The sequence below is a fragment of the Halomonas cibimaris genome (assembly GCF_039537045.1).
GTDB classification, from domain to species: domain Bacteria; phylum Pseudomonadota; class Gammaproteobacteria; order Pseudomonadales; family Halomonadaceae; genus Vreelandella; species Vreelandella cibimaris.
Window position 1 is genome coordinate 1 of sequence record NZ_BAAAZT010000030.1, and the last position, 26,842, is coordinate 26,842.

The following is a 26,842-nucleotide window of genomic DNA, read 5'->3' on the forward strand; positions in this document are numbered from 1 at the left end:
GTTACCGGAACGAGGCCAACTTCATCGCGATGATCTACCTGATCGGCAGCCCGGTGGGCCGCCTGCTGGATCAGGCCAAATCCACATGAAACGACGAAGAACCCATATAAAGCATCCTTTCCTGGCGGGACCATATTTATACTCAATGAGACAACTGACGTAGAAGAATGCGATGTCATACTACGTAATCCGCCGAGCGGCAAAGATGAACGTAGCATCATTACTGAAGCCACCTTTTATAGGCATAGCGTGTCCTGAATGGGTGCCCACTATCAGATCAAATATCGAAATCAAATATCGAAAAGGTGGGCAAGTTGACATGAGGAGATCAAGTCAAACTATTAATATTTACGGATCTCAGTAAGTTTGAGTAGGCGACTATAATATCCAAAGTATAATCAATTCTTTTGAGGCCTTAGTAAAGAAGATTGAATCTTCTGAGGTTCCGCCTGAGCAGAAGGAAGAGGCTAAAGGTATTCTTAACAAGCTCTTAGAGCATTCTGCAGTAGTGTCTGTTATTGGGGCGGTAGCCAATGAGATTTTTTTAACAAGTGAAACGAAAAACAGCTAAAACCACAAATAGCCGAAGGTTTGTTGATCGCGGATACAGTGATTTTAACTGCATCCGTAATGCTGCTTTTGGATATAGCACTCACATGAGGAGCAATGCAGAATTTACCAATCTATTTACCATTTCTCGCACCTTCGCATGGAGACACTGAACTGAGTGATAGCCAGGCGGCGTCAACCAAAGGCGTGAATCTGCTATCGTAGCGCTTGGTCAGCTATCGAAAAGCCGGAGCGGGCCAAGGCCCTGCGCTTATCCCACAAATCCACAAAATAAAGGTATGAACGTGTCCCAGGCAGAAAAACCGTACGTGCAGTGGCAGGAGGGGCAAACGCCTCGCCAGGCGCTTTGGCTTTCCGAGAGTGGTTACACTGCGCCGGCGCATATCGTACCCGTGGATGACCAGACGACGGCCGATCACGCTTACCGCCTGGCGTGCGAGGGCAACTACCTGCTGTGGCGCGGGGATTTTCATAATGCCCTGCAGCTCATGCAGGCCATGAACCGGCGTATCAAGCGGACCGAGCAGCGCAAGGCCAGCAAAGCCGCCAGGTCTGCCAAAAAGACTTCAGCCGAAAACACCACGGCCAACGCCTTCCACCAGCAGCGTCAGGCTCAGGCCCAGCGGGCGAGAACGCTGGGGCGGCTGCTGTTGGAGCTGGATGCCGGCTATGCCTGTGGCCTGCGCCGTGCGCCTGACCTGAGCGCCGCCTGCGAGGCCGCTTTTGGCCCGCTGGATGAGCCGTGCCTGATCTCGTTGCGCGACCTGCAGGGTGCACTGGGGGCCGCCCAGTGGCGCGAGAAAGGCGTTCGCATTGACGGGCTGGATCAACCGATTTTTCCGCATTACGGGGTGTTTGCGCCCACGCGGCATGAGTATGTGCCGCTGATGCAGGAGGCGCCGCTACCGGCCAAACACGACGTGGCCTTTGATATCGGCACCGGTACGGGGCTGTTGGCGATTATTCTGGCGAAGCGCGGGGCGGGGCAGGTCGTCGCGACCGACTCCAACCCCCGGGCGCTGGCCTGCGCTGAAGATAATCTTGAGCGCTCAGAGCTCTCGGGAGTACAGCTGCAGGAGGTTGACCTGTTTCCGACGGGGCAGCCGTTGGCCGACCTGATCGTGTGCAATCCGCCCTGGCTGCCGGGGAAGCCCAGCTCGTCGCTTGAGCTTGCCGTTTACGACCCCAAAAGCCGGATGCTGCGCGGCTTCCTGCAGGGCGTTCGTGCGCATCTGGCACCGCAAGGTGAGGTGTGGCTGATTCTGTCCGATCTGGCCGAGCATCTGCAGTTGCGCACCCGAGACCAGCTGCTGGCGTGGTTTGCCGAGGCGAAGCTGGACGTGAAATACCGGCTCGATACCCAGCCCAAGCACGGCCGCAGCCAGGACAGCTCAGACCCGCTCCATGCCGCACGCAGCGCGGAAGTGACCTCGCTGTGGTGTTTAACGCCGGCATAGGCGGGGATAGAGAAACGTTTGCTTCAGGAGGCGGCATGTCATCAGACACGCAGCAGCGAATCGACCGGTTCGGCCCGGCCGACACCTCGCGCATTATCGAAATGGCCTGGGAAGACCGGACGCCGTTTGAGGCGATTGAAACGCTTTACGGCCTGAACGAAAAGCAGGTCGTGGCCTTTATGCGCGATCAGCTTAAGGCGCGCTCCTTTCGGCGCTGGCGCAAGCGGGTGAGCGGGCGTAAAACCAAGCACCGCCAGCTGCGCCCGGCCGGGGTGCTGCGCGCTTACTGCCCTACGCAGTACAAGCCCTGACGTGCCGGCAGCACGACGCGCTCCCGCAATGGCCAGCGGCCCTGAGCGGCGCGGGGCACCGGCGCCGCTAGACGCGCTCGCCACTCTCAAGCCGGTGCAAAAAGCCTTCCGCCTGCTCCCAGAGCGCTTCGCGTTTTTCCGGGGCCATGCGGTCCAGGTTGCGGTAGGGCATGCGCAGGCGGTGATTGTCGCCGAGGGTGTCGCGCTGGCGCATGAGAAAGTGCCAGTAAAGCGCGTTGAATGGGCAGGCCTTCTCGCCGGTTGACCGGCTGACGCTGTAGCGGCAGCTTTTGCAGTAGTTCGACATCCGCTGGATGTACTTGCCGCTGGCGGCATACGGCTTGGAGGCGAGCAGGCCGCCGTCGCCGTACAGCGACATGCCCAGCGTGTTGGGCAGCTCGACCCACTCGTAGGCGTCGGCGTAGACGCTCAGATACCAGTCGCAGACCTCTGCCGGCGTAACGCCGGTGAGCAGGGCGAAGTTGCCGGTGACCATCAGCCGCTGGATGTGGTGCGCGTAGGCGTGGTCACGCGTCGCGCCGATGGCCTCGCTCAAGCAGTGCATGTCGGTGTCGCCGGTCCAGTAGAACCACGGGAGCTTGCGCGTGTGGCCAAGGGCGTTGTGCTCGGCGTATTCGGGCATGCCGTGCCAGTAAATGCCGCGAACAAACTCGCGCCAGCCCAGAATCTGGCGGATAAAGCCCTCCACGGCGTTCAGCGGCGCGTGCCCTTCGCGCCCGGCAGCCTCGGCGCGATCGATCAGATCCCGGGCGTCAAGCAGGCCCATGTTCAGGTACGGCGAGAGCACGCTGTGGAACAGCCACGGCTCGCCGGTGCGCATGGCGTCCTGGTAGTCGCCGAACAGCGGCAGCGCGTGTTCCATGAAATGGTCCCGGGCGCGCTCGGCGTCGGCGTGGGTGGTGCCCCAGGCAAAGGCGTCGAGCGTGCCGAAGTGCCGGCCAAAGCGGGTGCCCACCAGCTCGATCACCTCGCGGGTGACGGCGTTCGGCGTAAAGCGCGGCGGGGTTGGAATATCCAGCCCCTCGCGGGGCAGCGGCTTGCGGTTTGAGGTGTCGAAGTTCCACTGGCCGCCGGTGGGCTCGTCGTCGTCCATGAGCACGCCGTACTTGCGCCGCATGGCGCGGTAGAAGTCCTCCATGCGCACCCGCTTGCGGCCCTTTATCCAGCGTGAAAACTCGGCCGGCGTGCAGAAAAAGCGGTCGTCGTCGTGGCGATGAACCGGCACCCCCAGCCGCTCGGGCCAGCTGTCCATGTCGTGCGCCAGGCGCCACTCGCCGGGCTCGGTCACGTGCACCGCCCGGGCCTGATGGCGGTTAACCGCCCGTTCCAGCTCGCCGATCAGCGAGCCGGTGTTGTCGGCATCGTCCAGAGCAACGTACTCAACCGTTTGCCCGGCCGCGCGCAGCTCTCGGGCGAACTGGCGCATGGCGGAAAACACCAGCGCAATTTTTTGCTGGTGGTGGGCGACGTAGGTGGCCTCGTCGGCCACCTCGGCCAGCAAAACGACGTTATCGGCCGGGTCGGTGCCGCGCAGCGCGGCAATGTTGGGCGTCAGCTGGTCGCCGAGAACAAGGGTAACGGTGGTCATGGGCGCTCCTGCAGGAAAACCGGGGGCAACGAAAGGAAGGCAGCCGTTGCGGTAACCGGACGAAAAAAAACGCCCTCTCCGCACGGCGAAAAGGGCGCTTGCTTGCAAGCTACTTAACGCATCAGGCCTTGTTGGGGCCGTTGTAGATTTCTTCGTCCAGTTCGCCTTCGCTTTTGCCCACCAGCGTTGTCACCATCAAATCGCCGGCGACGTTGACGCTGGTGCGGGCCATGTCGAGGATGCGGTCGATGCCCGCGACCACGGCGATGGCTTCCAGCGGCAGGCCGACCTGGGCCATGACGATGGAGAGCATGATCAGCCCCGCGCCGGGCACGCCGGCGGTGCCGATGGAGGCGAGCGTGCCGGTCAGGATGATCATGCCGTAGTCGGCCATGCTCAGGTCAACGCCGAGCATCTGGGCGATAAACAGCGTGACCACGCCCTGGTACAGCGCGGTGCCGTCCATGTTGATGGTGGCACCCACCGGCAGCACAAAGCCTGATACACCTTCGGAGACGCCGAGGTTTTTCTGCGCGCAGCGGATCGAGACCGGCAGCGTTCCGGAGGACGACGCCGAGGAGTAGGCCACCACCAGCGCGTCGATGATGCCGCTCAGGTAGCGCTTGGGATTAAGCCGGCCGAGCAGGCTGAGCAGCCCGCTGTACACCACCAGCACATGGATAACGCTTGCCAGATAGGCCACGCCGATGACCTTGGCCAGCGGCAGCAGCACCGCAAGGCCGTAGTTGCCGGCGACAAACGCAATCAGGCCGAACACGCCGAAGGGGGCAAACGCCATGACGATCTCGGTGAGCTTGTACATGGCCTCGGCAAAGCTTTCGAAAAGACGTACTACCGGCTCGCCTTTCTCGCCGATCAGCATCAGCGAAATGCCCAGGCCCATGGCAAACACGATGATCTGCAGGATGTTGCCCTCGGCCAGCGCGTCGATGGGGTTTTGCGGCACCAGGTTGACCAGTATCTCCACCAGCGACGGCGCTTCGTTGGCCTGCATGGGCTGGTCAAAGCTCATGTCGACCCCGGCACCGGGCTGAAACAGCGTCGAGGCCAAAAGTCCGATGGCGATGGCAAACGCGGTGGTGATCAGGTAAAGCCCGATGGTGCGCGCGCCGATGCGCCCCATCTTTTGCGGGTCACGCATGGCGGTAATGCCCACCACCAGCGTTGAAAATACCAGCGGCACGATCAGCATCTTGATCGCGCTGATGAAAATATCGCCCAGCGGCTTGAACACGCCGGCGTTTTCGCCCATCAGCGCGCCGGCGATAATGCCGAGAAACAAACCGGCAAGAATGCGCTGCCAAAGCGGTATGCGTCGCCAGAAATGAATAGGGGAACCGGCTGCCATGATGCGTCTCCTATGATGTTTGTAACTGTTGTTGTACAGCAGTGCAGCGATTCTAACGGTAAATACATCGGAGGATAAACGTATTTCTCTCAACGGTGCGGCGCGGCCAGGCCTTGACGGTTATTGCGGTGCGCGTCTATAACGGCGCGGTATTCCCATCGCGCCGAGGGCCTATGCTGCTGCTGATCGTTATTGCCGTTGTTGCCATCGGCTTTTCGTTTCTGTGTTCGATTCTTGAGGCCGTTTTGCTGTCGATCACGCCCAGCTATATTGCCCGGCTGCGCGAGGAAAAGCCGGCCCTGCACGCCTCGCTTGAGCGCTTCAAGGCCAATATAGACCGCCCGCTGGCGGCGATTCTTACGCTTAACACCATCGCGCACACGGTAGGGGCCACCGCCGTGGGCGCCCGAGCGGCGACGGTGTTCGGTGAGTCCTGGGTCGGCGTGGTTTCAGCGGTCATGACGCTGGGCATTCTGGTGTTTTCCGAGATTATCCCCAAAACGCTCGGGGCCACGCACTGGAAGCGCCTGGCGGTGATCCTGCCGCCGGTACTCAAGGTGATGACGGCCATGCTGCTGCCGTTTATCTGGCTTTCAGAGCAGCTGACGCGCCGGCTGGGCGGGCGCGACGAGAACGCCGTTGACCTGCGCGACGAGATCAAGGTGCTGGCCCGGGTGGGCCAGGAAAAACAGGTGCTCGACGCCGACGAGACCCGCACCATTACCAACGTGCTCAACCTGCACGAGATTCCCGTGTCACAGGCGATGACGCCGCGCATTGTATGCCAGACGGTGCTGCCGCACATGACGGTAGGGGCGTTTGAGGCGCAGTACAGCCAGACGCCGTTTACCCGCTTTCCGGTGATGGACAGCGGCGAGCAGGCGTTTGGCTACGTGCACAAGGTCGATATGTACCAGGCCGAGCGGGACGCCACCATGAAATCCATGATGCACCCCATCGGCCGGCTGGCCGCGGAAGACAACGTCGAGCAGGCGTTTACCGCCATGCTCGATGACAATCATCACATGCGCGCGGTATACGATGCCCACGGCAGCTTTGTCGGGCTGATTACCCTGGAAGACGTGATCGAAACCCTGCTGGGCCAAGAGATCGTCGATGAAACCGACCGCGTAGACAACCTGCAAAGCTATGCCCGCCAGCGCTGGCTGCAGCGGATTCGCCGGGCCCGCCAATCGCCCTGAGGCGCCGGCCGCGTTAAGGTAGTCCGGGCTATTACGGCAAACGCAGGCAAACGGGCTGATCAATCATGCAAGACACGTTGTTATTGGGATTTTTGGGGAGCCTTACGGCCGGCATGATGACCGCCGTGGGTGCGCTGCCGGTGCTGATGGGGAAAACGCCCGGGCGCGCGTTTCGTGATCTGGCGCTGGTGTTTGCCGCCGGGGTAATGCTGGCGGCGTCGTTTTTTTCGCTGATTATTCCCGCGCTGGATGCAGCCGGCGAGCACTATGCCAGCGGCGCTGTGCCGGCTGCGATCGTGTGCCTGGCCATTCTTTTTGGCATGGGGGCTATTGCCCTGTTGAACGAACGCTTGCCCCACGAGCATTTTACCCAGGGGCGTGAGGGGCCCGAGGCCGCCTCGCTACGCCGGGTATGGCTGTTTGTCTTCGCCATTTCCATTCACAACCTGCCGGAAGGGCTGGCGGTGGGCGTAGGCTTTGGGGCCAACGGTCTGGAAGGCGGGATGCCGCTGGCGCTGGGTATCGGCCTGCAGAACATGCCGGAAGGGCTGGCGGTGGCCGTGGCGCTGATGGGCGAAGGCTATTCACGCGGGCGTGCGTTCGGCATTGCCCTGCTGACAGGGCTGGTCGAGCCGCTTGGCGGGCTGTTCGGTGCCGGGGTGGTAACGCTTTCGCAGATGCTGCTGCCCTGGGGGCTGGCGTTTGCCGCCGGCGCCATGCTCTACGTCATCAGCCACGAAATCATCCCCGAAACCCACCGCAGCGGGCACCAGAACAAGGCCACGCTGGGCCTTGCGCTGGGGCTTGTGATCATGCTGTTTCTGGACGTCTGGCTGGGCTGAGCGGCGCGATTCTGGCAAGGCCGCGCCCGTCAGGCCGGTGCCGAAAAGCCCGGGAAGGATGCGGTTATGGCGTTTTTCCCCGGCGGCTTCAGGCGCGGGCGGTGGCGTATTCCACCAGCGCCTCGGCGAAGGTGTCGGTGGTGCCGCTGCCGCCCATGTCCGGGGTGACCATGTCGCGGCGCTTTTCCAGCACGTCGCGGATGCCTTCGCGGATGGCGGTGCCCTTGGCGTTCATGCCCAGGTGGTCAAGCATCTGGGCGGCGGCCAGCAGCAAAGCGCAGGGGTTGGCGATTTTTTGCCCGGCAATGTCCGGCGCGGAGCCGTGGACGGCCTCGAAAATGGCCGCTTGCTCACCGATGTTCGCCCCCGGCGCCAGGCCCAGCCCGCCGACGAGACCGGCGCACAGGTCGGAGGTGATGTCGCCGAACAGGTTGGTGGTGACCACCACGTCAAACTGGTAGGGGTCCATCACCAGCTGCATGCAGGCGTTGTCCACGATCATTTCTTCAAACTCGATCGACGGGTATTCCTTGGCGACCTCGCGGGCAACGTCGAGGAACAACCCCGAGGCGGTCTTGATGATGTTGGCCTTGTGCAGCGCGGTGACTTTCTTGCGGCCCTTGTTTTTGGCCAGCTCAAAGGCGTAGCGCACGATGCGTTCGGAGCCCTTGCGCGTCACCTTGATCTGGGAGATGCCGGTGTTGCCCTCGTCGAGCATTTCCTGGCCGTCGGATAGATAGGCGCCTTCGGTGTTTTCGCGCACGGTAATCATGTCGATGTCGGCGTAGCGCGAGCGCGTACCGGGAAAGCTCACCGCCGGGCGCACGTTGGCGTAGAGGTCAAAATGGCGGCGCAGCTGCACGTTGATCGAGGAAAAGCCCTTGCCGATGGGCGTGGTCAGCGGGCCCTTGAGCGCGATGCCGTGCTTTTCGATGGTGTCCAGCGTGGTCTGGGGGATCAGCGTGCCGTGCTGGTCAAGCGCGCCCAGCCCGGCATCAACGATGTCATAGTCAAAGCCGCAGTCCAGCGCGTCGAGTACGCGCAGGGTGGCATCCATGATCTCGGGGCCGATGCCGTCGCCCTTGATGACTGCAATAGACTGGCTCATTTCATGCTCCTTAAGCTAAACGCTGAACGGCGGACGCGCCGGATGAAAGAACAAGGCGCGGGATGACCTGAACGGCCTCACCGCGCGCATCTGCGGCGCTATGGTACGCCAAGCGGACGTAAAACGTCACCCTGAACGGATGGTCTTCGGCAGGGCGGGATCGCAACCGCCGGCGGCGGGGCATGCACCTGGCGCGGGGGACAGGTAGAATGCGTCTCCCTTTGCCTCAACCTCCAACCGTGGGACGGATCAATGATTGAGTCGTTCAAGCAAACCTGGCTTTCCAACCTGAGAGCCGATGTGCTGTCGGGCGTCGTGGTGGCCCTTGCGCTGATCCCCGAAGCCATTGCCTTTTCCATTATCGCAGGCGTCGACCCCAAGGTGGGGCTTTACGCCTCGTTTGCCATCTGCGTGATCATCGCCTTTGCCGGCGGACGCCCGGGAATGATCTCGGCGGCCACCGGGGCCATGGCGCTGCTGATGGTGACGCTGGTGAAAGAGCACGGGCTTGAGTATCTGCTCGCCGCGACGCTTTTGACCGGGGTGTTGCAAATTGCCGCCGGCTACCTGCGCCTGGCCGATCTCATGCGCTTTGTTTCGCGCTCGGTGGTCACAGGGTTTGTCAACGCCCTGGCGATTCTGATTTTTATGGCCCAGCTGCCTGAGCTTACCGGGGTGACCTGGCACGTCTACGCCATGACGGCGGCCGGTCTGGGCATCATCTACGGCTTTCCCTATCTGCCGAAAATCGGCCGGATGGTGCCGTCGCCGCTGGTGTGTATTCTGGTGCTCACCGCGGTGTATCTGGCGACCGGCATGGAGATTCGCACCGTGGGTGACATGGGCGAGCTGCCCGACAGCCTGCCGATTTTTCTCTGGCCGGACGTGCCGCTGACCCTGGAAACCCTCAAGATCATCTTTCCCTACTCGCTGATGCTGGCCGTGGTGGGGCTTTTGGAATCGATGATGACTGCCACCATCGTTGACGACCTGACCGATACCCAAAGCAGCAAGAACCGCGAGTGCAAAGGCCAGGGGATTGCCAACATCGGTGCCGGGCTTTTGGGCGGCATGGCCGGCTGTGCGATGATCGGCCAGTCGGTGATCAACGTGAAATCCGGCGGCCGTCAGCGCACCTCCACGCTGGTTGCGGGCGTGGGACTTTTGTTTTTGGTGGTGTTTCTCTCTGACTTTGTCTCGCTGATTCCCATGGCCGCGCTGGTGGCGGTGATGATCATGGTCTCCATCGGTACGTTCAGCTGGGAATCCATCCGTGACCTGAAAAAACACCCCATGAGCACCAACATGGTGATGCTGGCAACGGTGGCGGTAACCGTGACCACCCACAACCTGGCGCTGGGCGTGTTCGTCGGCGTTTTGCTGGCGGCGATGAACTTTGCCAACAAAGTGGGCAATATTCTCTACGTCGGCTCGCGCGACGTTGAAACCGGCAAGTCCCGGGAATACCAGGTCGTCGGGCAGGTGTTTTTTGCCTCCTGCGAGCGTTTTGGCGCAGCGTTTGACTTCAAGGAAAGCGTGGATCACGTCACCATCGACCTGTCCCGGGCGCATTTCTGGGACATCAGCGCGGTGCAGGCGCTGGATCGTGTGGTGATCAAGTTCCGCCGCGAAGGCACCGAGGTCAACCTGATCGGTCTTAACGAGGCCAGCGCCACCATCGTTGACCGCTATGCGATTCACAACGACGCACAGGCCGTGGAAAAACTCATGGGCTGACGCCAGGGTACCCGCTACGCCGGCGCCGGCAACGCCCGGCCCGGCCTGTTAAGGAGAGCCAAGATGACCGAACACGTAATGGCCGCCGTTGACGGCTCGTCGTTTTCCGCAAGCGTGTGCGACTACGCCGCCTGGGCAAGCACCGCGCTTGCCACGCCGCTGACGTTTCTGCACGCGGTGGACAACCATCCGTCCACGGTGGATGAGCCGGATCTATCGGGTAATCTGCCCCTGGGCGCGCGGGAGGCGCTGCTCAACGAGCTGGCGGATCTGGATGAAAAACGCGCCCGCATCAACCGCGAGCAGGGCCGGCTGATGCTGGAAGAAGCCTGCCGCCGCGCCGGGGAACAGGGAGTGGAAGACGCCCGTTCGCGCCAGCGTAACGGCACGCTGGTGGATACCCTGGCCGAGTACGAAAGCCAGATGCGGCTTTTGGTGCTGGGCAAGCGCGGAGAAAGCGCCGATCAGGCCAGCGGCCATTTGGGGTCAAATCTGGAGCGCGTGGTGCGCGAGATTCGCCGGCCGATTCTGATGGTGCCGCGCGCCGGCTTTACCCGGCCCAAGCGGGTGATGTTTGCCTTTGACGGCAGCAAAACGGCGCGCAAGGGCGTAGAAATGCTCGCCAGGAGCCCGCTTTTTTCCGGGCTTTTCTGCCACGTTGTTTCCGTGGGTGCGGACACCGCCGAGCACCGCATGGCGCTGGCCTGGGCGGTGGACGTTTTGCAGCAGGCCGGGCTTGAGGCCGAGGGCTCGATTCGTGCCGGTGAGGTCGAGGCCACGCTGCACGCCTTTGAAGCCGACAACGAGATCGACATCACCGTGATGGGCGCCTACGGCCATTCGCGTATCCGCCAGTTTCTGGTGGGCAGCACCACGACCAGCATGCTGCGCAACGCCCATGTTCCGGTGCTGATTTTACGCTAGCGCCGCGGGGTAAACGGGCTTAGGCCGTTGGCCTGGCGCGACATGAAATACCGGGCGGCGGGCAGCCGCTCGGCCATTTCCAGCCCGCAGTCGCCGAGCTTTTGCAGCGGGCGCGGGCCGGTAAACAGGTGGTGAAAGCCGTCGGTGGCGGCGAGCATGGCCTGGTTGGCCAGCCGGCGCTTGACCTCGAAGCGGCGCAGGGTACCGGCATTGCCGGCGTCGCGCCGGGCAAGAATCTGCTCGGCCAGGGTGTCGGCGTCGTGCAGGCCGATGTTGAGCCCCTGGCCGGCCAGCGGGTGGACGACGTGGGCGGCGTCGCCGATCAGCGCCAGGCGCTTGCCGATATAGCGCTTGGCGTGCTGGCGCTTGATCGGAAAGCTGGCGCGCCCGGTAACGCGCAGGATATTGCCCAGCCGTTTGGGAAAGGCCGCCTCGATGGCTCGGGCCAGCGCGTCGTCGGAGAGCATCTCCCGGGCCCGGGTGGTGCCGTCGCGGTCGTACCAGATCAGCGAGGCGCAGTGGCCGGGCAGGGGCAGCAGCGCCATGGGGCCGGTGGGGGTAAAGCACTGCCAGCTGGTTTCCTCCGAGGCAAGCTCGGTCTCGACGTTGGTGATCAGCGCCCGCTGGCGGTAGTCGTAGCGGCTGACGTCGATGCCTGCCATCTCGCGCAGGCGCGAATGGGCACCGTCAGCGGCGACTACCAGCGCGGCGGAAAGCGTTTTGCCGTTGTCCAGCTCCAAAAGCCGAGCTTCGCTGCCGGCCACGGTGGAAAGCGGCGCGCAGCGGGTGTAGCGCGTCACCCCGGGCAGGCGCTCAAGGCGCTGCCACAGGGCGTAGCGCAGCGCTTTGTTTTCCACAAAGCAGCCGAAGTTTTCAAGGCCGCTTTCCTCGGCGGTGAACACGCTGTGGCCGCGCCCGTTCTGGCTGAAGCCTTCAATGCGGCGAAACACGTGGCTGCGCTCCGGGGGAATAGACGTGCCGCCGGCCTTGATGAACGCAAGCGAGCGGGCGTTGAGCGACGAGATGCGCAGATCAAAGTCTCCCTCGGGCTTTACCGGGGCGTCGCCGCGCTCCACAAGCCCCACGTTGACGCCTGCATGGCCCAGCCTTGCCGCCAGCGCAGCGCCTACCATGCCGCCGCCGACGATAACGATTTGATGATCGCGCTGCATGATGCGTCCTCCAGTGGGTAAAATGATGGTGTGCATAGCACGGCCAGTATCGTCGAGTTATATAGGCCTTGCCTAGAGGAGAAGCCGATGTCGGCAGCGTACACAGCAGCGTACAGCGCAGACGCTATTGCCCGGGCCGGGGCAGCCCTGGCCGCGTTTATTCGCCGCGAGCAGCGCCTGTGGATTATCACCGGCGCCGGGGTGAGCACCGACAGCGGCATTCCCGACTACCGCGACGCCAGGGGCGAATGGAAGCGTTCGCCGCCGGTGCAGCACGGCGACTTCATGGCCTTTGAAGCGGTGCGCCAGCGCTACTGGGCCCGCGCGCTGGCGGGCTTTGAGGCGATGCGCCGGGCGCCGGTCAGCGGGGCCCACCGGGCGCTGGCCGAGCTTGAGGCCATGGGCTTTGTCGAACAGCTGGTCACGCAAAACGTGGACCGCCTGCACCAGCGCGCGGGCTCTCGCCGAGTGATTGATCTGCACGGCCGGGCCGATACCGTGAGCTGCACAAGCTGCGGCTACAGCATCATGCGCTATGCCCTGCACGCCGAGATGGCCGCGCGCAACCCGGCCTTCACCGGGCTTGACGCCGGCCACGCCCCGGACGGCGACGCCGACATCGAGCTGGATTTCAGCACCTTTGAGGTGATCGACTGCCGGCGCTGCGGCGGCATTTTCAAGCCTGACGTGGTGTACTACGGTGACGTGGTGCCCAAGGCGCGCCGCGAGGCCGCGCGCGCCGGGCTTTTCCGCGCCAACGCCGCCCTGGCCGTGGGTACCTCGCTGATGGTGTTTTCCGGCTACCGATTTTTCCGCGACGCCCACGCCCGGGGCATGCCGCTGGCCTCGCTCTCGCTTGGCGTCACCCGCGCCGACCCTATGCTCAGCGAGAAATGGTGCGCCCCGCTCACCCCGGTATTGGAATACGCCGTGGCACAGCTAAAACAGCAAAGCGGGGCGGCATAGGCTGCATATCTATACGTTGTTTGAGGTTTGAGGGAGCGCCTTGTGTTTACGCTTTATCACCGCTACGCCGAGCTGCCCGACACGCTCTGGGCCGACTGCCGGCCCACCCCTGCGGTTGCGCCCAGCCTGATTGTGTTCAACACGGCGCTGGCGAGAGAGCTGGGCATGGACGAGCAGCCCGACGACGCCACGCTCGCCGACTACTTCAGCGGCAGTGCGCCGCTGCCCGGCGCCCGGCCCATGGCGCTTGGCTACGCCGGCCACCAGTTCGGCCACTTTGTCCCCAGGCTTGGCGACGGCCGCGCGCTGCTGCTGGGCGAGGTGGTGGACGCCGACGGCCGGCGCCGAGATATTCAGCTCAAGGGCAGCGGGCGCACGCCGTATTCCCGCGGCGGCGACGGCCGCGCGCCGCTGGGGCCGGTGCTGCGCGAATACCTGGTCAGCGAAGCCATGGCGGCCATGGGTATACCCACCACCCGGGCGCTGGCCGCCGTGGCCACCGGCGAGCAGGTCATGCGCATGCCCGCAGAGCCCGGCGCGGTGATTACCCGAGTGGCGTCGAGCCACCTGCGCGTGGGCACTTTTCAGTTTGCCGCCGCCCGGGGGGATAAAAAAGCGCTCAGAGCCCTGGTGGAGCACGCCATCGAGCGCCACTTTCCAGCGGTCAAATCCCACGACGGCAACGCCCGCTATCTGGCGTTTTTCGACGCGGTAATGCGCCGCCAGGCCTACCTGGTGGCCCGCTGGATGGGCGTGGGCTTTATCCACGGCGTGATGAACACCGATAACGCCAGCATCGCCGGTGAGACCATCGACTACGGCCCCTGTGCCTTTATGGAAGCGTTCGAGCCCGACAAGGTGTTCAGCTCCATCGACCAGGGCGGTCGCTACGCCTTTGCCCGCCAGCCGGCCATGGCCCAGTGGAATCTGGCCCGGCTGGCCGAGTGCCTGCTGATGCTGATGGACGGTAAGGAAAATGCCCTGGTGGAAGAAGCCACCGCCGCGCTGCGCCGCTTCGACGAGGTCTTTGCCGAAGAGCGCAGAAAAGTGAGCGCCGACAAGCTTGGCCTTGCCGCTGAAAGCGAGTGCGCCACGCCGCTGATGGAGGCGCTGGAAAACGTCATGCAGCGGGGCAAAATGGACATGACCGCGACGTTCGATGCGCTGTATCACCTCGCCGCCGACCCCGGTGAGGCGCGCCGCGACGCTCTGCTGGCGCTCGGCGAGGCGCCCGGAGAAGTGGTGCAATGGCTTGAGCGCTGGCAGGGTGAGCAGACGGCCGGCCACAGCGCCGAGCGGCTGGCCGCCATGCGCCGGGCCAACCCGGTGATTATCCCGCGCAACCATCGTGTGCAGGAGGCCATCAGCGCCGCCGAAGACGGCGACTATCAGCCCTTTTATACGCTGCTCGCCGCGGTGATCGCACCGTTTGACGACACCGCGAATGCCCGCCGGCTGGCCGCGCCGGCCACGGCAGATGAGCGCGTGCTGCGCACCTTCTGCGGCACCTGAGTCGCCACGATCATGCCCTCTGACGCGCCGGCGCTGCGTAAAATCATCCATCTGGACTGCGACTGTTTCTACGCCGCGGTGGAGATGCGCGACAACCCCGCGCTTGCCGAGATTCCCATTGCCATCGGCGGCAGCGTCGAGCGCCGTGGCGTGGTTGCCACCTGTAACTACCCGGCCCGGGAATACGGCATTCACTCGGCCATGCCCATGGCCCAGGCGCTCAAGCGCTGCCCGCACTTAACCGTGATTCCCAATGATATGCCCAAGTACAAGGCGGTGGCTCAGGACGTGTTTGCCATCTATCGCGAGCTGACCCAGCGCATCGAGCCGCTGTCGCTGGACGAGGCGTATCTGGACGTTACCGGGGTGAGCGCCTATCAAGGCAGCGCGACGCTGATGGCCGAGGCCATTCGCGCCCGGGTGGCGCAAGAGGTGGGGATTACCGTATCCGCCGGCGTGGCACCCAACAAGTTTCTGGCCAAGATCGCCAGCGACTGGCACAAGCCCGACGGGCTTTGCGTGGTGCCCCCGGAGGCCATCGATGAGTTTGTCCGCGCGCTGCCGGTCACCAAGCTCCACGGCGTGGGGCCGCGCACCGCCGAAAAGCTCGCCGCGCTGGGCATTGAAACCTGCACGGACGTGCGCAAACGCACGCTCCCCGAGCTTGTCGGGCACTTCGGCGTTTTTGGCAAGCGCCTTTATGAGCTGAGCCAGGGCATCGATGAGCGCCCGGTCAAGGTGCATCGAGAGCGCAAATCGGTGAGCACCGAGCAGACCTATCCGCAAGATTTGCCCACGCTTGCCGCCTGCCACGGCGAGCTGGGCGCGCTGATCGATGATTTAACGCGCCGCTACCGCCGGCTGGACCCGCCGCCCGGGGTGCGCGGGGCTATGGTCAAGATCAAGTTCAACGACTTCACCCAGACCACCGTGGAACACGCCGGCAGCGTGGTGGATGAGGCGCCCTTTGCCGCACTGCTTGACGCCGGCTGGCAGCGCGGCCGCCGCCCGGTGCGGCTGCTGGGCGTGGGCTATCGGTTGGCCGAGCCGGCGCCGGCGCAGCAGCTCGCGCTTTTCTGAGCCGGTGGCCGCCGTCGCAAGCGCGCCGTCTGTGTTAGCGTGGGGGCGTAGTCATCAACGCCCAGGAGGCACTATGTATCTGTCCGTACAGCTTAGCTACTATCCGCTCGCCGATGACTTCAAGCCGCCGGTACGCGAGGTGGTCAAGCGCCTGGAAGCCAGCGGGCTGGAAGTCTATTCCAACCGTATGAGCACTCAGGTATTCGGCGAGTTCGACGCGGTGATGGATGCGCTGTCGGCGCTGATGAAGTGGTCGTTTGAGACCTACGGCAAGGCTGCGTTTACCGCCAACTTTCTTGAAGGCGACCGCCGCCCGCGCGGCTGATGCCGTCCGGGCGTCAGTCGGCGGCCTTCACGACCCGGTTGCGCCCGTCGCGTTTGGCGCGGTACATGGCGCGATCGGCATGTTCCAGCAGGCGTTCCGGCGTCTCGCCGTCAAAGCCGGCCAGGCCTACAGAAATCGTGACGGTCAGGCGCTGCGGCGTGACCGGCGTTTCTGCGATCAGCCGGCGCAGGCGGTCTACGGCCTGTTCGGCGCTGGCGGGGGTGACGCCGGGCATAATCAGCAAAAACTCTTCGCCGCCCAGCCGCACCGCGATGTCGGTGCGGCGCATATCGTCTCTGATCAGCTGGGAAAGCGCTTCCAGCACCGCATCGCCGGTGGCGTGTCCGTGGGTATCGTTGATGGCCTTGAAGGCATCCAGGTCGCACATGGCAACGCTTAAAGAACTTGCGTAGCGCCGGCAGCGCGTGACTTCTTCTTCCAGCCGGGCAAGCCCGGCACGACGGTTCAAAAGCCCGGTAAGCGGATCGTGGCGGGCCATGTGCTCCAGGTGTTCGTTGGCCTGGCGCAGCCGCTCTTCCAGCCGCTTGCGTACGCTGATGTCGATAATAAACGTCATTTTGCGCGGCCGGCCGTCGTCGCCGATCATGCGGGTGGCTTCGGCGATGATGGTGCGTAGCTGGCCGTCTTTACGGCGTACTTCCCATTCCTGATGCAGCTCGCCCCGGTCGTCCCCGGCGATGAAGTCGTCGTGCAGGTGGCGCATGGTCGAATGGCTGGCCTTGGGTACCACCAGCGTAAAATGCTGGCCGACCAGCTCTTCCTGGGTGTAGCCGTAAAATTCGCAGTAGGCGGGATTGACGAACTCGAAAAAGCCGTCGGCATCGGTTACGCAGGCGCCGAGCGGCGTGGCGCGCAGCACATCCGCTGTGGTAAAGGGCAAACAAGCGGACGGCGAGGCCGGGCGGTTGGGATGATTCATGGGCTAAGCTCCGGCGGCACACGACAACGAGGCCGGCGCTGGGCCCGGCATGACGGTACGGCGTGATACGAAAGAAACGCAGGATAGCCTGTGATGCCGAACGGGTGCAATGCCAATACCCCCGCGACAGGCCAGCGGCCGCGGGGGTGTTTATAGCCGCTAAGGGCAGGCCGGGCTAAAGCCCGATACGCTGCGCCCGGTCGGTGAAGAAAATGCCGCTGGGCGAGGCGCTTTTCAGCCGCGCGACTTCTTCCAGCGTGCGGGTGTCATACACCGTTACCCGATCGCTGTCCCGGGCCGATACCCACACCTGCTCGCCTTTGGGCGTGAACTCCATGTGCAGCACCGCCTCGCCGGGGGATAGCGTGGCGATGACTTCGCGCTTTTCGGTGTCGATGACCTGCACCACGTCGTTGTTCGGGTGGGCGAAGTTGACCCACAGCTGGCGCTTGTCCGGCCGGCTCATGACAAAAATCGGCTGGCCGTGAACGGGGATGCGATCGGCAAGCGACCAGTCGGCGGTGTCGGCGACCAGCACTTCGTGGCGGCCAACGGCGGGGAAAAACGCCTGGCGTCCGGCCATGGTCCAGCCTTCCAGGTGCGGCATCTTGTACACCGGCAAGCGTTCCTCGCCGCGGCCGTAGTCGGGCAGAATGCGGGTAACGCCGTTTTCCGGATGCCACAGATCCAGCATCGCCAGGCCATCCTCGCCGAACAGCCCGGCGATGTAGTAGCGTCCGTCCAGGCCGATCAGCGCGTCGTAGGGCTTTTTGCCGATGTCGGTAAAGCGCGTGACGTCGAATGCTGCCTCGCCGCCCTGTGCCTCCCCGGCGCCCGACTCCTGGTTTATGTCCACCACGTGGATTTCGCCGGCGTCAAACAGGCTGTAGACAAAGCGATTGCCCGGGGCGTCCACCAGTCCCACGACCCGGGAGCGCTGCTCCTCGCCGCTGTCGTCCTCGTACAGGGCGGGAAACTCGGCCACCGGTTCCAGGGTTTGGCTGTCGAAGATGCGCACGCCGCCCGGCTCGTAGTTGGACACGGCGACCAGCGAGCCGTCCTGGGAAATCGCCCCGCCGATGCTGTTACCCGACTGGATAATCCGGTGGGTGATCTCGCCGCTCAGCAGGTCCACCCGGCTCAGCCCGCCGTCGCGGCCGAAAACAAACGCAAAGCGGCCGTCTCGGGCAAACTTCACCGATGCGTGGGACAAATCGCCCAGGCCGTCGACGCGCTCCAGCACTCGGTGGGCGCTGGTATCGACGACGGCGATGCGGCCTGCTGCGCGTTCGACAACCACGCCCAAATCACCGGTGCCGCGCAGCTCGGCGGGTGAAAGCGCAGCGCAGCCGGCCAGCAGAGCAAGGCCTGCGGCGGTCAGCACCCCTCGGTACAGTGGCCGGAGAGGGCGCAAGCGATCAGGCATCATCATGGGTTACTCCTTTGGCGCATGTTCGGATAGCGGGTTGTGGTGGATCAGCTGATCGGCGAGCCAGCGAGCATCCTCGGCGCTAAGCAGGTGCTTCCAGGCCGGCATGGCCGTGCCGGGTACGCCGTTGAGAATCAGCGCGGTCAAGGCTTCATCGCCGTAGGCCTGCATGCGTGCCGGGGCCAGCGCCGGGCCTAGCCCGCCACGCAGCGTCATGCCGTGGCACGAGCCGCAATCCTGATAGAGCAGGGTGTCAAGCTCGGCCTGGCGCGCGGTGGAAAGTTCGTCGTTCGCCGCTGCGCCGGCGGCAAGCGCCAGCAGGCCGGCGGCGAACAGCCTTTTGACGGTATGGCGCGTTCTCCGCGCTGGGTTGCGATCGCTGTTTGGCGCCATGTTCCCTCCCGAACTCCGGCCGGAAACGAAATAGGTCTCCGATATACTTGTTTACAGTCTTGCTGCCCGCCGCTCTCGATATCTTGATGTACGTCAATAAAGCGCCTTTGCTCGGATGTTCTGAATTTTTTTTAAAAGCGCAATACCTCTTGAGAGGTAGCAAACGTGGCGATTGACGTACATCAAGAAAGGCGGCGGTTACGCGCGCAAAAAGCGTTAATGAGTATGAGAAAGGCATCTTTGTGCGCCACACTGGTTTCCACAACAATAAGCATCGTACCTGACGAAAACCGTGCAATCCGATGCTGCTATCGGTCTATGACATAGAGGTGTGACGATGATGAGCAAGAAGGGATACCGGACGCCGTTGGCCGTGGCCATTGCCACGATAGCGCTGGGTATGGGCGCTGCCAACGCTCAGCACAAAGACGTGGACGGTGCTGAGGCGGCGTACAAAGGGGGCGAGTCGGCGGTGGATGCCGCATCGGCCAAGGCGGTACGCACGCCGGGCGCGCCAGATTTAACCGAAGCGGAATTCGCAAAAGCCAAGGAAATCTATTTTCAGCGCTGTGCCGGCTGCCACGGCGTACTGCGCAAGGGGGCCACGGGCAAGCCGCTGACCACCGACATTACCCAGCAGCGCGGGCTTGAATATCTGAAAACCTTCATCAACTACGGCTCGCCCGCCGGCATGCCCAACTGGGGCACCTCGGGCGATTTCACCGCAGATGAAGTCGAGCTGATGGCCAAGTACGTCATGCACGAGCCGCCGGTACCGCCGGAGTTTGGCATGCCCAAAATGCTCGACACCTGGGAAGTGCTGGTGGCCCCGGAAGACCGGCCCACCGAGAAGATGAACGACTGGGATATCGAGAATCTGTTCTCGGTGACCCTGCGCGATGCCGGCCAGATTGCGCTGATCGACGGCAACACCAAGGAAATCGCCAAGGTGCTGGATACCGGCTACGCGGTGCATATTTCGCGCATGTCGGCGTCCGGGCGCTATATCTTCGTTATCGGCCGGGATGCCAAGGTCGACATGATCGACCTGTGGATGGAAGACCCGAGCATCGTGGCCAGCATCAAGATCGGCATGGAGGCGCGTTCGGTCGAGACCTCCAAGTTCAAAGGCTACGAAGACGACCTGGCCATTGCCGGTGCCTACTGGCCGCCCCAGTATGTGATCATGGACGGTCAGACGCTGGAGCCGAAGAAAATCGTCAGCACACGCGGCATGACCGTGGATACGCAAGAGTATCACCCGGAACCGCGCGTAGCGGCGATCGTGGGCTCCCACCAGCATCCCGAGTTCATCGTCAACATCAAGGAAACCGGCAAGGTGCGCCTGGTCAACTATGAAGACCTGGACGCCATCTCTACTGTAGAGATCGACACCTCGCGCTTTCTGCACGACGGCGGCTGGGACGCGTCCGGGCGCTACTTCCTGACCGCGGCCAACGAGTCCAACCAGATCGTGGTGATCGACGCCAAGGATCGCGAGCTGGAAACCATCGTTGACGTGGGCAAAACGCCCCACCCGGGCCGCGGCGCCAACTTTGTTGATCCCGAGTTCGGGCCGGTATGGGCGACCAGCCACCTGGGCGATGCCACCATTCAGCTGATCGGCACCGATCCTGAAGGCCATCCGGAAAACGCCTGGAAAGTCGTGCGCAGCATCGACGGCCAGGGCGGCGGCTCGCTGTTTGTCAAGACGCACCCGGAGTCCGACAACCTCTACGTGGATACCGCACTGAACCCCGGTGAGGATATCAGCCAGAGCGTTGCGGTGTTCGACATCAACAACCTGGAGGCCGGCTTCGAGGTGCTGCCCATTGCCGAATGGGCCGACGTGGGCGAAGGACCCAAGCGCGTGGTGCAGCCGGAGTACAACCAGGCGGGTGACGAAGTATGGTTCTCGGTGTGGAACACCATGGACCAGAAGTCCGCGCTGGTCGTTGTGGATGACAAAACGCGCGAGCTCAAGAAAGTCATCAAAGACGAGCGGCTGGTCACGCCGACCGGCAAGTTCAACGTGCTAAACACGCAGAAAGATATCTACTAGGCTGAAAACGCCGGGCCGGCGATGTTTTGCCGGCCCGGCACACGCAAGACGATGGATGCCGATAGCGGGGAGCTGCTTATGCTGCAGCGGATGCACGAAAAAACGCAAGATCTTGACGCCAGCGAGCTGGATACCCTTGATCGCCGGCTGCTGGATACCTGCCAGCGCGGCCTTCCCATCGAGCCACACCCTTACCGTGCGCTGGCCAAGCGCCTTGACAGCACGGAAGACGAGATTCTAGACCGCCTTGCGCGGCTGCACGCTTCGGGCGTGATCAGCCGCGTAGGGCCGGTGTTCGACCACGCCCGGGCCGGTGCCAGCCTGCTTGCGGCGGTGGCCGCCGACGATGCCGAACGCGACGCCGTGGCCGCCGAGATCAACCGCGCGCCGGGCATCAATCACAACTACCTGCGCGACGCCGCCCGCGGCTATAACCTTTGGTTTGTGATGACCGCCCCGGACCCGGCCGAGCTGGAAGCGCGCCTCGATGCCCTTGAGCGGCGCATCGAGCGCCCCATACTGCGCCTGCCCATGGTCGAGAGCTTTCATATCGACCTGGCGTTTCCGCTGCCCTGGTCCGAGCTGGACAGGCGTGAGCCGGACGCAGAGCCGAGTCAAACCACGGAGACGTTCTTGTGAGCCCGCACGATGCACAGGCTCAGCGCCGCCTGCAAAGTCTGCTGGAGCAGGGGCTGCCGCTTACGCCGCGCCCCTGGCGCACGCTTGCCGACCAGGCCGGCATGACCGAGGCCGACGCCATGGCCTGCGCCCGGCGCTGGCAGGACGACGGCCTGATCAAGCGCATGGGTCTTGTGGTGCGTCACCGCCGGCTGGGCATGGCGGCCAACGCCATGGTGGTATGGGACATCGCCGACGACCGCGTGGGCGAGGTGGGCCGGGCCCTTGCCGCTGAACCTGCGGTGACGCTTTGCTACCGCCGCCCGCGCCGGCTGCCGGACTGGCCGTACAACCTGTTTTGCATGATTCACGGCGTGCGCCGGGCGCGCGTGCTGGCCGAGCTTGCCGCCATTATTGCCCGCCAGGGGCTGGATGACGTGGCCCATCAGGTGCTGTTCAGCCACCACGCCTATCGCCAGCGCGGCGCACGCTATATCGACCATACCGGCCAAGCAGAGGAGACACGCTGATGAATACCGCCCCGTCTGCCGAGCTGGACGCCGTTGACCGCGCCATTATCAACCGCCTGCAGGACGGTTTGCCGCTGGTCGAGCGGCCCTTTGCCCGGGTGGCCGACGAGCTGAACCTCAGCGAAGGCCGGCTTTTGTACCGCCTGGAGCAGCTGCGCGATCGCGGCGTGCTTACCCGCTTTGGCCCCATGTATCACGCCGAACGGCTGGGCGGCGGGCTTACGCTCGCTGCTCTGCGGGTACCCGAAGACGACTACGAACGAGTGGTCGAGCAGGTCAACGCCTTTGCTGAGGTGGCGCATAATTATCGCCGAGAGCATTCGCTCAACATGTGGTTTGTGCTGGCGACCGAAACGCCCGAACGCATCGCCGAGGTGATCGCCGAGATCGAGGCCGAGACAGGGCTTGGCGTCTATAACATGCCCAAAGAGGAGGAGTTTCATGTGCGACTCCATCTGCCGGTCTAAGCCGGAACGTGCCGCGGCCATGCCGGCGTTTACCCCGGATGCCACTGACCGCGCCATTGTGCTGGCCACCCAGGCGGGCCTGCCGCTTTATCCCGACCCCTGGAAGGCGGTGGGCGAGCAGATCGGCACCAGCGGTGCCGAGGTGCTCAAGCGCATGCAGGCCATGCAAAAAGCCGGCGTGATTCGCCGGGTAGCGGCGGTGCCCAACCATTATCGGCTGGGCTATGTGGCCAACGGCATGAGCGTATGGGACGTGGACGAGGCCGAGATTGAACGGCTGGGTCGGGAGATTGCCGGCGTCGAAGGCGTCAGCCACTGCTACCGCCGCCCGCGGCACCTGCCGCACTGGCCGTACAATCTTTTTGCCATGCTGCACGGCAAAAGCCGCGACGAGGTAGAGCACCAGGCGGAAAAGCTGCGGCTGCGGCTGGGCAGTGCCTGCCGCGGCTATCGCATTTTGTATAGCTCGCGGATTCTGAAAAAGACCGGCCTGCGTCTGGCGGGCGCGGCCACATCGTAAGTGAGGGAGACGCCATGTTTCGCGTAACGCGCTATATGCAGTCGCTGATGGCGCCGGCTCCGGTGGCGCCGGCACGCAAGCCCAAAGGGCCGGTGGTCATCTGGAATTTGATTCGCCGCTGTAATCTGACCTGCAAGCACTGCTACACCACATCGGCAGATATCGACTTTGCCGGGGAGCTCGATACCGCCGAGGCGCACGCGGTGCTCGACGACCTCAAAGCGTTCCATGTCCCGGCCTTGATACTCTCCGGCGGCGAGCCGCTGATGCGCCCGGATATTTTCGAGCTTTCCCGCCGTGCCCGGGAGCTTGGCATCTACACCGGGCTTTCCACCAACGGCACGCTGATCACTGAAGACAACATCGACGCCATTGCCGAGGTAGGCTACGACTACGTGGGCATCAGCATTGACGGGCTGGAAGCCACCCACGACGTGATTCGCCAGCGAAAGGGCGCGTTTCGCGAGTCCATGCACGCAGTCAAGCTGTGCAAGGAGCGCGGCATCAAGGTGGGGCTGCGCTTTACTCTCACCCGGGAAAACGCCGACCAGCTGGGCGATATTCTAGCGCTGATCGAGCACCACGACGTCGACAAGTTCTATCTTTCCCACCTCAACTACGGCGGGCGCGGCCGGCGCCACAGCAAAAACGATGCCTGGCACGAGATGACCCGGGCGGCGATGACGCAGCTTTTCGACCACTGCCGCGATGAGCTTGAGCGCGGCATTGTGCGCGAGTACGTCACCGGCAACAACGACGCCGACGGTCCCTTTATGCTCATGTGGGCCCAAAAGCACTTCCCCGACCAGGTGCCGGCGCTGACCGAGCGGCTGACCCACTGGGGCGGCAACGCCTCGGGGGAGTATATTGCCAATATCGACAACCTGGGCAACGTTCACCCGGACACTTTCTGGTGGGATCACCACCTGGGCAACGTCCGCGATCGTCCGTTTTCCGAGATCTGGCGCGACACGCAAGACCCGCTGATGCAAGGCTTTCGCCAGCGGCCGCGCCCGCTCAAGGGGCGCTGCGGCGAATGCCAGTACCTGCCCATCTGCAACGGCAATACCCGGGTGCGCGCGTGGAAAGTCACCGGTGACCCCTGGGAAGAAGATCCCGGCTGCTATCTGACCAACGCCGAAATCGGCCTGCCTGACGCCCCAACGCGCCAGCTGCATGCGCCGTTCACCCCCATTCAAGCCGTGGAAATCGTTTAGCGCCGCGAGCGTTCAAGGAGTGATGGCATGGCATTACATCGCGTGGTATATGACGTGGCCGGGGCGACGCTGGCACCGGGAGAAGTGGCCATGGTGGGCGCCGGCCCCGGCGATCCCGGGCTTTTGACGCTCAAGGCGCTGGCGCTGATCGAGCAGGCCGACTGCCTGGTCTATGACCGGCTGGTTTCCGCCGAGGTCATGGCGCTGGCCCGGCCCGATGCCGAGGCGTTTTATGTAGGCAAGGCGTCGCGCTGCCATGCGCTGACCCAGGACGAAACCAACGCGCTGCTGGTGCGCCTGGCACGGCAAAACCGGCGCGTGGTGCGCCTGAAAGGCGGCGATCCCTATATTTTCGGCCGCGGCGGCGAAGAGGCTGAAGTGCTGGTGGCAAACGGCATTGCCTTTCACGCCGTGCCGGGCATTACCTCGGCTCAGGGCTGTGCGGCCTACGCCGGCTTCCCGCTGACCCACCGCGACTACGCCCAGAGCGTGACCTTTGTGACCGGCCACTGCAAAAGCGACGGCAAGCTGGTGCTGGACTGGCAGGCGCTTGCCACGCCGCACCATACAACGGTGTTTTACATGGGGCTTGCCAACGCCGCGCTGATCAGCAGTGAACTGATGCGCGCAGGGCTTGCCCCCGGGCATCCGGTGGCGCTGATTGAGCGCGGCACCACGCCTGAGCAGCGCCGAATTATTACCACGCTGGGTGACATGACCGCCGCCATCGAACGGGAAGAGCTGGTGCCCCCCACGCTGATGGTCGTAGGCGAGGTCGTGGCGCTGGCCGAGACGCTGATGCCGGCAACGCTGAGCGTACCGACCCCGTCGGCCACGCCGGCGCAGGTGCCTACGCTGGCTCTTGCTCCACGGGAGAAAGTTGCTTTATGAAGCCGTTTGCTTTTTGCCTGCCGCTGCTATGGGTGGCCGCCACGCCGGCGTTTGCAGCCGACCCCGACGCGGCCGCCGCGCTTTATCAGACCCACTGCGCCAGCTGCCACGGCGAGACCCGCCTTGGCGGCATCGGCCCGGCGCTTTTGCCGGGTAACCTGTCGCGCCTCAAGCCCGCCGCCGCGGTGGATGTGATTGCCAACAGCCGCCCCGCCAGCCAAATGCCCGCCTTCGGCGAGACGCTGGCCGAAGGGCAAATCGAGGCGCTGGCCGAGTGGCTGTACCGCCCGCCGGCGGTACAGCCGCGCTTTGGCGAAGCAGAGATTCTGGCAAGCCACACGGTGATGCACCCGGACGGCAGCCTGCCGGATACGCCGCGCTTCGATGCCGACCCGCTGAATCTGTTTATCGTGGTGGAAACCGGCGACCACCACGCCAGCCTTCTCGACGGCGACACCTTCGAGCGCATCCACCGTTTTGAAACGCGCTATGCGCTGCACGGCGGGCCCAAGTACACCCCGGACGGGCGCTACGTCTTCTTCGGCTCTCGGGACGGCTGGATCACCAAGTACGATCTGTACAACCTGGAAGTCGTGGCCGAGGTGCGCGCCGGCATCAACATGCGCAACATTGCCGTTTCCGGTGACGGCCGCTACGTGATGGCGGCCAACTATCTGCCCCACAGCCTGGTGCTGTTTGACGCTCACAACCTCGATGTGATGCAGGTCTATCCGGTGGAAAACGCCGCGGGAAAAAGCTCCCGGGTCAGTGCGGTGTACGCCGCTCCACCCCGAGGCAGCTTTATTGCCGCGCTCAAGGACATCAAGGAAGTCTGGGAGATCCCCTGGCCGCTGCCCACCGAATCGGTGGTGTCCACCGGCCACATGAAAACCCCGCTGGCGCCGAGTCGTGATCCGGCCCTGGAAAGCTTCAAGGTGCGCCGCATTGCGGTGCCGGACTACCTTGACGACTTCTTTTTTGACCCGGGCTACGAGCACGTCATCGGCGCGTCCCGCGGCGGGCAGGGCGGTATGGTGGTCAACCTGGACAGCGGCGAGAAAGTGGCTGACCTGCCCTTGAAAGGCATGCCGCATCTGGGCTCAGGGATTACCTGGGAGCAAAACGGCCGGCGGGTGATGGCGCTGCCGCACCTGGGCCGGGCTGAAGTGTCGATCATCGACATGGGCACCTGGGAGACGGTCAAAACCCTGGAAACCGACGGTCCGGGCTTTTTCATGCGCAGCCACGAAAACTCCCCCTACGCCTGGGTGGACGTCTTTTTCGGCCCCAACCGCGATCGGGTCCACGTCATCGACAAACAAAGCCTGGAGATCGTTGAAACGCTGACCCCGGAGCCGGGCAAGACCGCCGCTCACGTGGAGTTTGACCGCGACGGCGAAAAGCTGCTGCTCAGCCTTTGGGAAGACGACGGTGCGGTGATCGTCTATGACGGCGATACGCTGGAGGAGCTCAAGCGCATTCCCATGAGCAAGCCCTCGGGCAAGTACAACGTGTGGAACAAAACGCGCTATGAGGAAGGCACCAGCCACTAGCGGTTGGTTTTCCCGAGCACAGCCGTCACACTCGCCTG

26 protein-coding genes are annotated in these 26,842 nt (G+C 63.7%); 18 read left to right on the forward strand and 8 right to left on the reverse strand.

Translation table 11 applies throughout. From position 1 onward, the window contains the following. A partial coding sequence (locus ABD654_RS03960; RefSeq protein WP_344702499.1) for a hypothetical protein occupies positions 1 to 221 on the reverse strand: 221 nt, incomplete at its 3' end. Positions 222 to 848: 627 nt separating this feature from the next. Here ABD654_RS03960 and ABD654_RS03965 point away from each other — a divergent pair. Beyond that, positions 849 to 2,027 carry a methyltransferase gene (locus tag ABD654_RS03965; RefSeq protein ID WP_344702500.1) on the forward strand — a complete coding sequence of 393 codons (1,179 nt, stop codon included), beginning with the start codon at positions 849 to 851 and terminating at the stop codon, positions 2,025 to 2,027. A 35-nt stretch (positions 2,028 to 2,062) separates the two neighbouring features. Continuing rightward, positions 2,063 to 2,338: a TIGR03643 family protein gene (locus ABD654_RS03970; protein ID WP_344702501.1), complete on the forward strand. Its 276-nt coding sequence runs from the start codon at positions 2,063 to 2,065 to the stop codon at positions 2,336 to 2,338. Between the two features lie 67 nt (positions 2,339 to 2,405). On the opposite strand, the gene ABD654_RS03975 is transcribed toward ABD654_RS03970, so the two are convergent. Beyond that, positions 2,406 to 3,947, reverse strand: a complete 1,542-nt coding sequence (locus ABD654_RS03975; protein ID WP_344702502.1) for a cryptochrome/photolyase family protein — start codon at positions 3,945 to 3,947, stop codon at positions 2,406 to 2,408. A 121-nt stretch (positions 3,948 to 4,068) separates the two neighbouring features. Next, entirely contained in the window at positions 4,069 to 5,316 is a 1,248-nt protein-coding gene (locus ABD654_RS03980; protein WP_344702503.1) for a dicarboxylate/amino acid:cation symporter, read from the reverse strand. 173 nt (positions 5,317 to 5,489) lie between these two features. Between ABD654_RS03980 and ABD654_RS03985 the strand changes: the two genes are divergently transcribed. Both ABD654_RS03985 and ABD654_RS03990 read left to right on the forward strand, forming a co-directional pair. Then, the gene (locus ABD654_RS03985; RefSeq protein WP_344703080.1) at positions 5,490 to 6,518 is read left to right on the forward strand and encodes a CNNM domain-containing protein; all 1,029 of its coding nucleotides are present in this window, start codon (positions 5,490 to 5,492) and stop codon (positions 6,516 to 6,518) included. 65 nt (positions 6,519 to 6,583) lie between these two features. Then, the gene (locus ABD654_RS03990; protein WP_344702504.1) at positions 6,584 to 7,360 is read left to right on the forward strand and encodes a ZIP family metal transporter; all 777 of its coding nucleotides are present in this window, start codon (positions 6,584 to 6,586) and stop codon (positions 7,358 to 7,360) included. 88 nt (positions 7,361 to 7,448) lie between these two features. On the opposite strand, the gene ABD654_RS03995 is transcribed toward ABD654_RS03990, so the two are convergent. Next, positions 7,449 to 8,468 (reverse strand): isocitrate dehydrogenase, encoded by a 1,020-nt coding sequence (locus tag ABD654_RS03995; RefSeq protein ID WP_344702505.1) that lies wholly within the window; start codon positions 8,466 to 8,468, stop codon positions 7,449 to 7,451. A gap of 252 nt (positions 8,469 to 8,720) precedes the next feature. Between ABD654_RS03995 and ABD654_RS04000 the strand changes: the two genes are divergently transcribed. Continuing rightward, the gene (locus ABD654_RS04000) at positions 8,721 to 10,205 is read left to right on the forward strand and encodes a SulP family inorganic anion transporter (RefSeq protein ID WP_344702506.1); all 1,485 of its coding nucleotides are present in this window, start codon (positions 8,721 to 8,723) and stop codon (positions 10,203 to 10,205) included. Between the two features lie 63 nt (positions 10,206 to 10,268). Continuing rightward, positions 10,269 to 11,129 carry a universal stress protein gene (locus ABD654_RS04005; RefSeq protein ID WP_344702507.1) on the forward strand — a complete coding sequence of 287 codons (861 nt, stop codon included), beginning with the start codon at positions 10,269 to 10,271 and terminating at the stop codon, positions 11,127 to 11,129. Here ABD654_RS04005 and ABD654_RS04010 read toward each other — a convergent pair. Beyond that, positions 11,126 to 12,301 carry an FAD-dependent monooxygenase gene (locus ABD654_RS04010; RefSeq protein WP_344702508.1) on the reverse strand — a complete coding sequence of 392 codons (1,176 nt, stop codon included), beginning with the start codon at positions 12,299 to 12,301 and terminating at the stop codon, positions 11,126 to 11,128. The two genes, ABD654_RS04005 and ABD654_RS04010, sit on opposite strands and share 4 nt — an antisense overlap. Positions 12,302 to 12,388: 87 nt before the next feature. Between ABD654_RS04010 and ABD654_RS04015 the strand changes: the two genes are divergently transcribed. From ABD654_RS04015 to ABD654_RS04030, 4 genes are all read left to right on the forward strand, one after another. Continuing rightward, complete coding sequence (locus ABD654_RS04015; RefSeq protein ID WP_344702509.1) at positions 12,389 to 13,267, forward strand: NAD-dependent protein deacetylase; 879 nt, start codon at positions 12,389 to 12,391, stop codon at positions 13,265 to 13,267. A 42-nt stretch (positions 13,268 to 13,309) separates the two neighbouring features. Beyond that, entirely contained in the window at positions 13,310 to 14,779 is a 1,470-nt protein-coding gene (locus ABD654_RS04020) for a protein adenylyltransferase SelO (RefSeq protein ID WP_344702510.1), read from the forward strand. A 33-nt stretch (positions 14,780 to 14,812) separates the two neighbouring features. Next, positions 14,813 to 15,859, forward strand: coding sequence for a DNA polymerase IV (gene dinB, locus ABD654_RS04025; protein WP_344703082.1), 1,047 nt, complete (start codon positions 14,813 to 14,815; stop codon positions 15,857 to 15,859). A gap of 73 nt (positions 15,860 to 15,932) precedes the next feature. After that, entirely contained in the window at positions 15,933 to 16,184 is a 252-nt protein-coding gene (locus tag ABD654_RS04030; protein WP_344702511.1) for a YkoF family thiamine/hydroxymethylpyrimidine-binding protein, read from the forward strand. 13 nt (positions 16,185 to 16,197) lie between these two features. Here the strand turns inward: ABD654_RS04030 and ABD654_RS04035 are convergent, their stop codons facing one another. The 3 genes from ABD654_RS04035 to ABD654_RS04045 form a co-directional block, all read right to left on the reverse strand. After that, positions 16,198 to 17,124, reverse strand: a complete 927-nt coding sequence (locus tag ABD654_RS04035; RefSeq protein WP_344702512.1) for a sensor domain-containing diguanylate cyclase — start codon at positions 17,122 to 17,124, stop codon at positions 16,198 to 16,200. Positions 17,125 to 17,299: 175 nt separating this feature from the next. Beyond that, on the reverse strand, positions 17,300 to 18,556 hold the full coding sequence (locus tag ABD654_RS04040; RefSeq protein ID WP_344702513.1) for a cytochrome D1 domain-containing protein: 1,257 nt from the start codon (positions 18,554 to 18,556) through the stop codon (positions 17,300 to 17,302). Between the two features lie 3 nt (positions 18,557 to 18,559). Continuing rightward, on the reverse strand, positions 18,560 to 18,946 hold the full coding sequence (locus ABD654_RS04045; RefSeq protein WP_344702514.1) for a c-type cytochrome: 387 nt from the start codon (positions 18,944 to 18,946) through the stop codon (positions 18,560 to 18,562). A gap of 340 nt (positions 18,947 to 19,286) precedes the next feature. Here ABD654_RS04045 and ABD654_RS04050 point away from each other — a divergent pair, with 340 nt between their 5' ends. From ABD654_RS04050 to ABD654_RS04085, 8 genes are all read left to right on the forward strand, one after another. Further along, the gene (locus ABD654_RS04050) at positions 19,287 to 21,008 is read left to right on the forward strand and encodes a cytochrome D1 domain-containing protein (protein ID WP_344702515.1); all 1,722 of its coding nucleotides are present in this window, start codon (positions 19,287 to 19,289) and stop codon (positions 21,006 to 21,008) included. A gap of 78 nt (positions 21,009 to 21,086) precedes the next feature. Next, positions 21,087 to 21,647, forward strand: a complete 561-nt coding sequence (locus ABD654_RS04055) for an Lrp/AsnC family transcriptional regulator (protein WP_344702516.1) — start codon at positions 21,087 to 21,089, stop codon at positions 21,645 to 21,647. Next, positions 21,644 to 22,156, forward strand: coding sequence for a siroheme decarboxylase subunit beta (gene ahbB / locus ABD654_RS04060; RefSeq protein ID WP_344702517.1), 513 nt, complete (start codon positions 21,644 to 21,646; stop codon positions 22,154 to 22,156). Before ABD654_RS04055 ends, ahbB (ABD654_RS04060) begins: the two co-directional genes overlap by 4 nt. Further along, positions 22,156 to 22,623, forward strand: a complete 468-nt coding sequence (locus ABD654_RS04065) for an Lrp/AsnC family transcriptional regulator (protein WP_344702518.1) — start codon at positions 22,156 to 22,158, stop codon at positions 22,621 to 22,623. The genes ahbB (ABD654_RS04060) and ABD654_RS04065 overlap by 1 nt, the downstream gene beginning before the upstream one ends. Continuing rightward, entirely contained in the window at positions 22,598 to 23,143 is a 546-nt protein-coding gene (gene ahbB, locus ABD654_RS04070; RefSeq protein ID WP_344702519.1) for a siroheme decarboxylase subunit beta, read from the forward strand. Before ABD654_RS04065 ends, ahbB (ABD654_RS04070) begins: the two co-directional genes overlap by 26 nt. A 14-nt stretch (positions 23,144 to 23,157) precedes the next feature. Next, on the forward strand, positions 23,158 to 24,360 hold the full coding sequence (gene nirJ, locus ABD654_RS04075) for a heme d1 biosynthesis radical SAM protein NirJ (RefSeq protein ID WP_344702520.1): 1,203 nt from the start codon (positions 23,158 to 23,160) through the stop codon (positions 24,358 to 24,360). A gap of 27 nt (positions 24,361 to 24,387) precedes the next feature. Beyond that, positions 24,388 to 25,251: a uroporphyrinogen-III C-methyltransferase gene (gene cobA, locus ABD654_RS04080; protein WP_344702521.1), complete on the forward strand. Its 864-nt coding sequence runs from the start codon at positions 24,388 to 24,390 to the stop codon at positions 25,249 to 25,251. Continuing rightward, the gene (locus ABD654_RS04085; protein ID WP_344702522.1) at positions 25,248 to 26,804 is read left to right on the forward strand and encodes a cytochrome D1 domain-containing protein; all 1,557 of its coding nucleotides are present in this window, start codon (positions 25,248 to 25,250) and stop codon (positions 26,802 to 26,804) included. Before cobA ends, ABD654_RS04085 begins: the two co-directional genes overlap by 4 nt. The last annotated feature ends 38 nt before the right edge of the window (positions 26,805 to 26,842 follow it).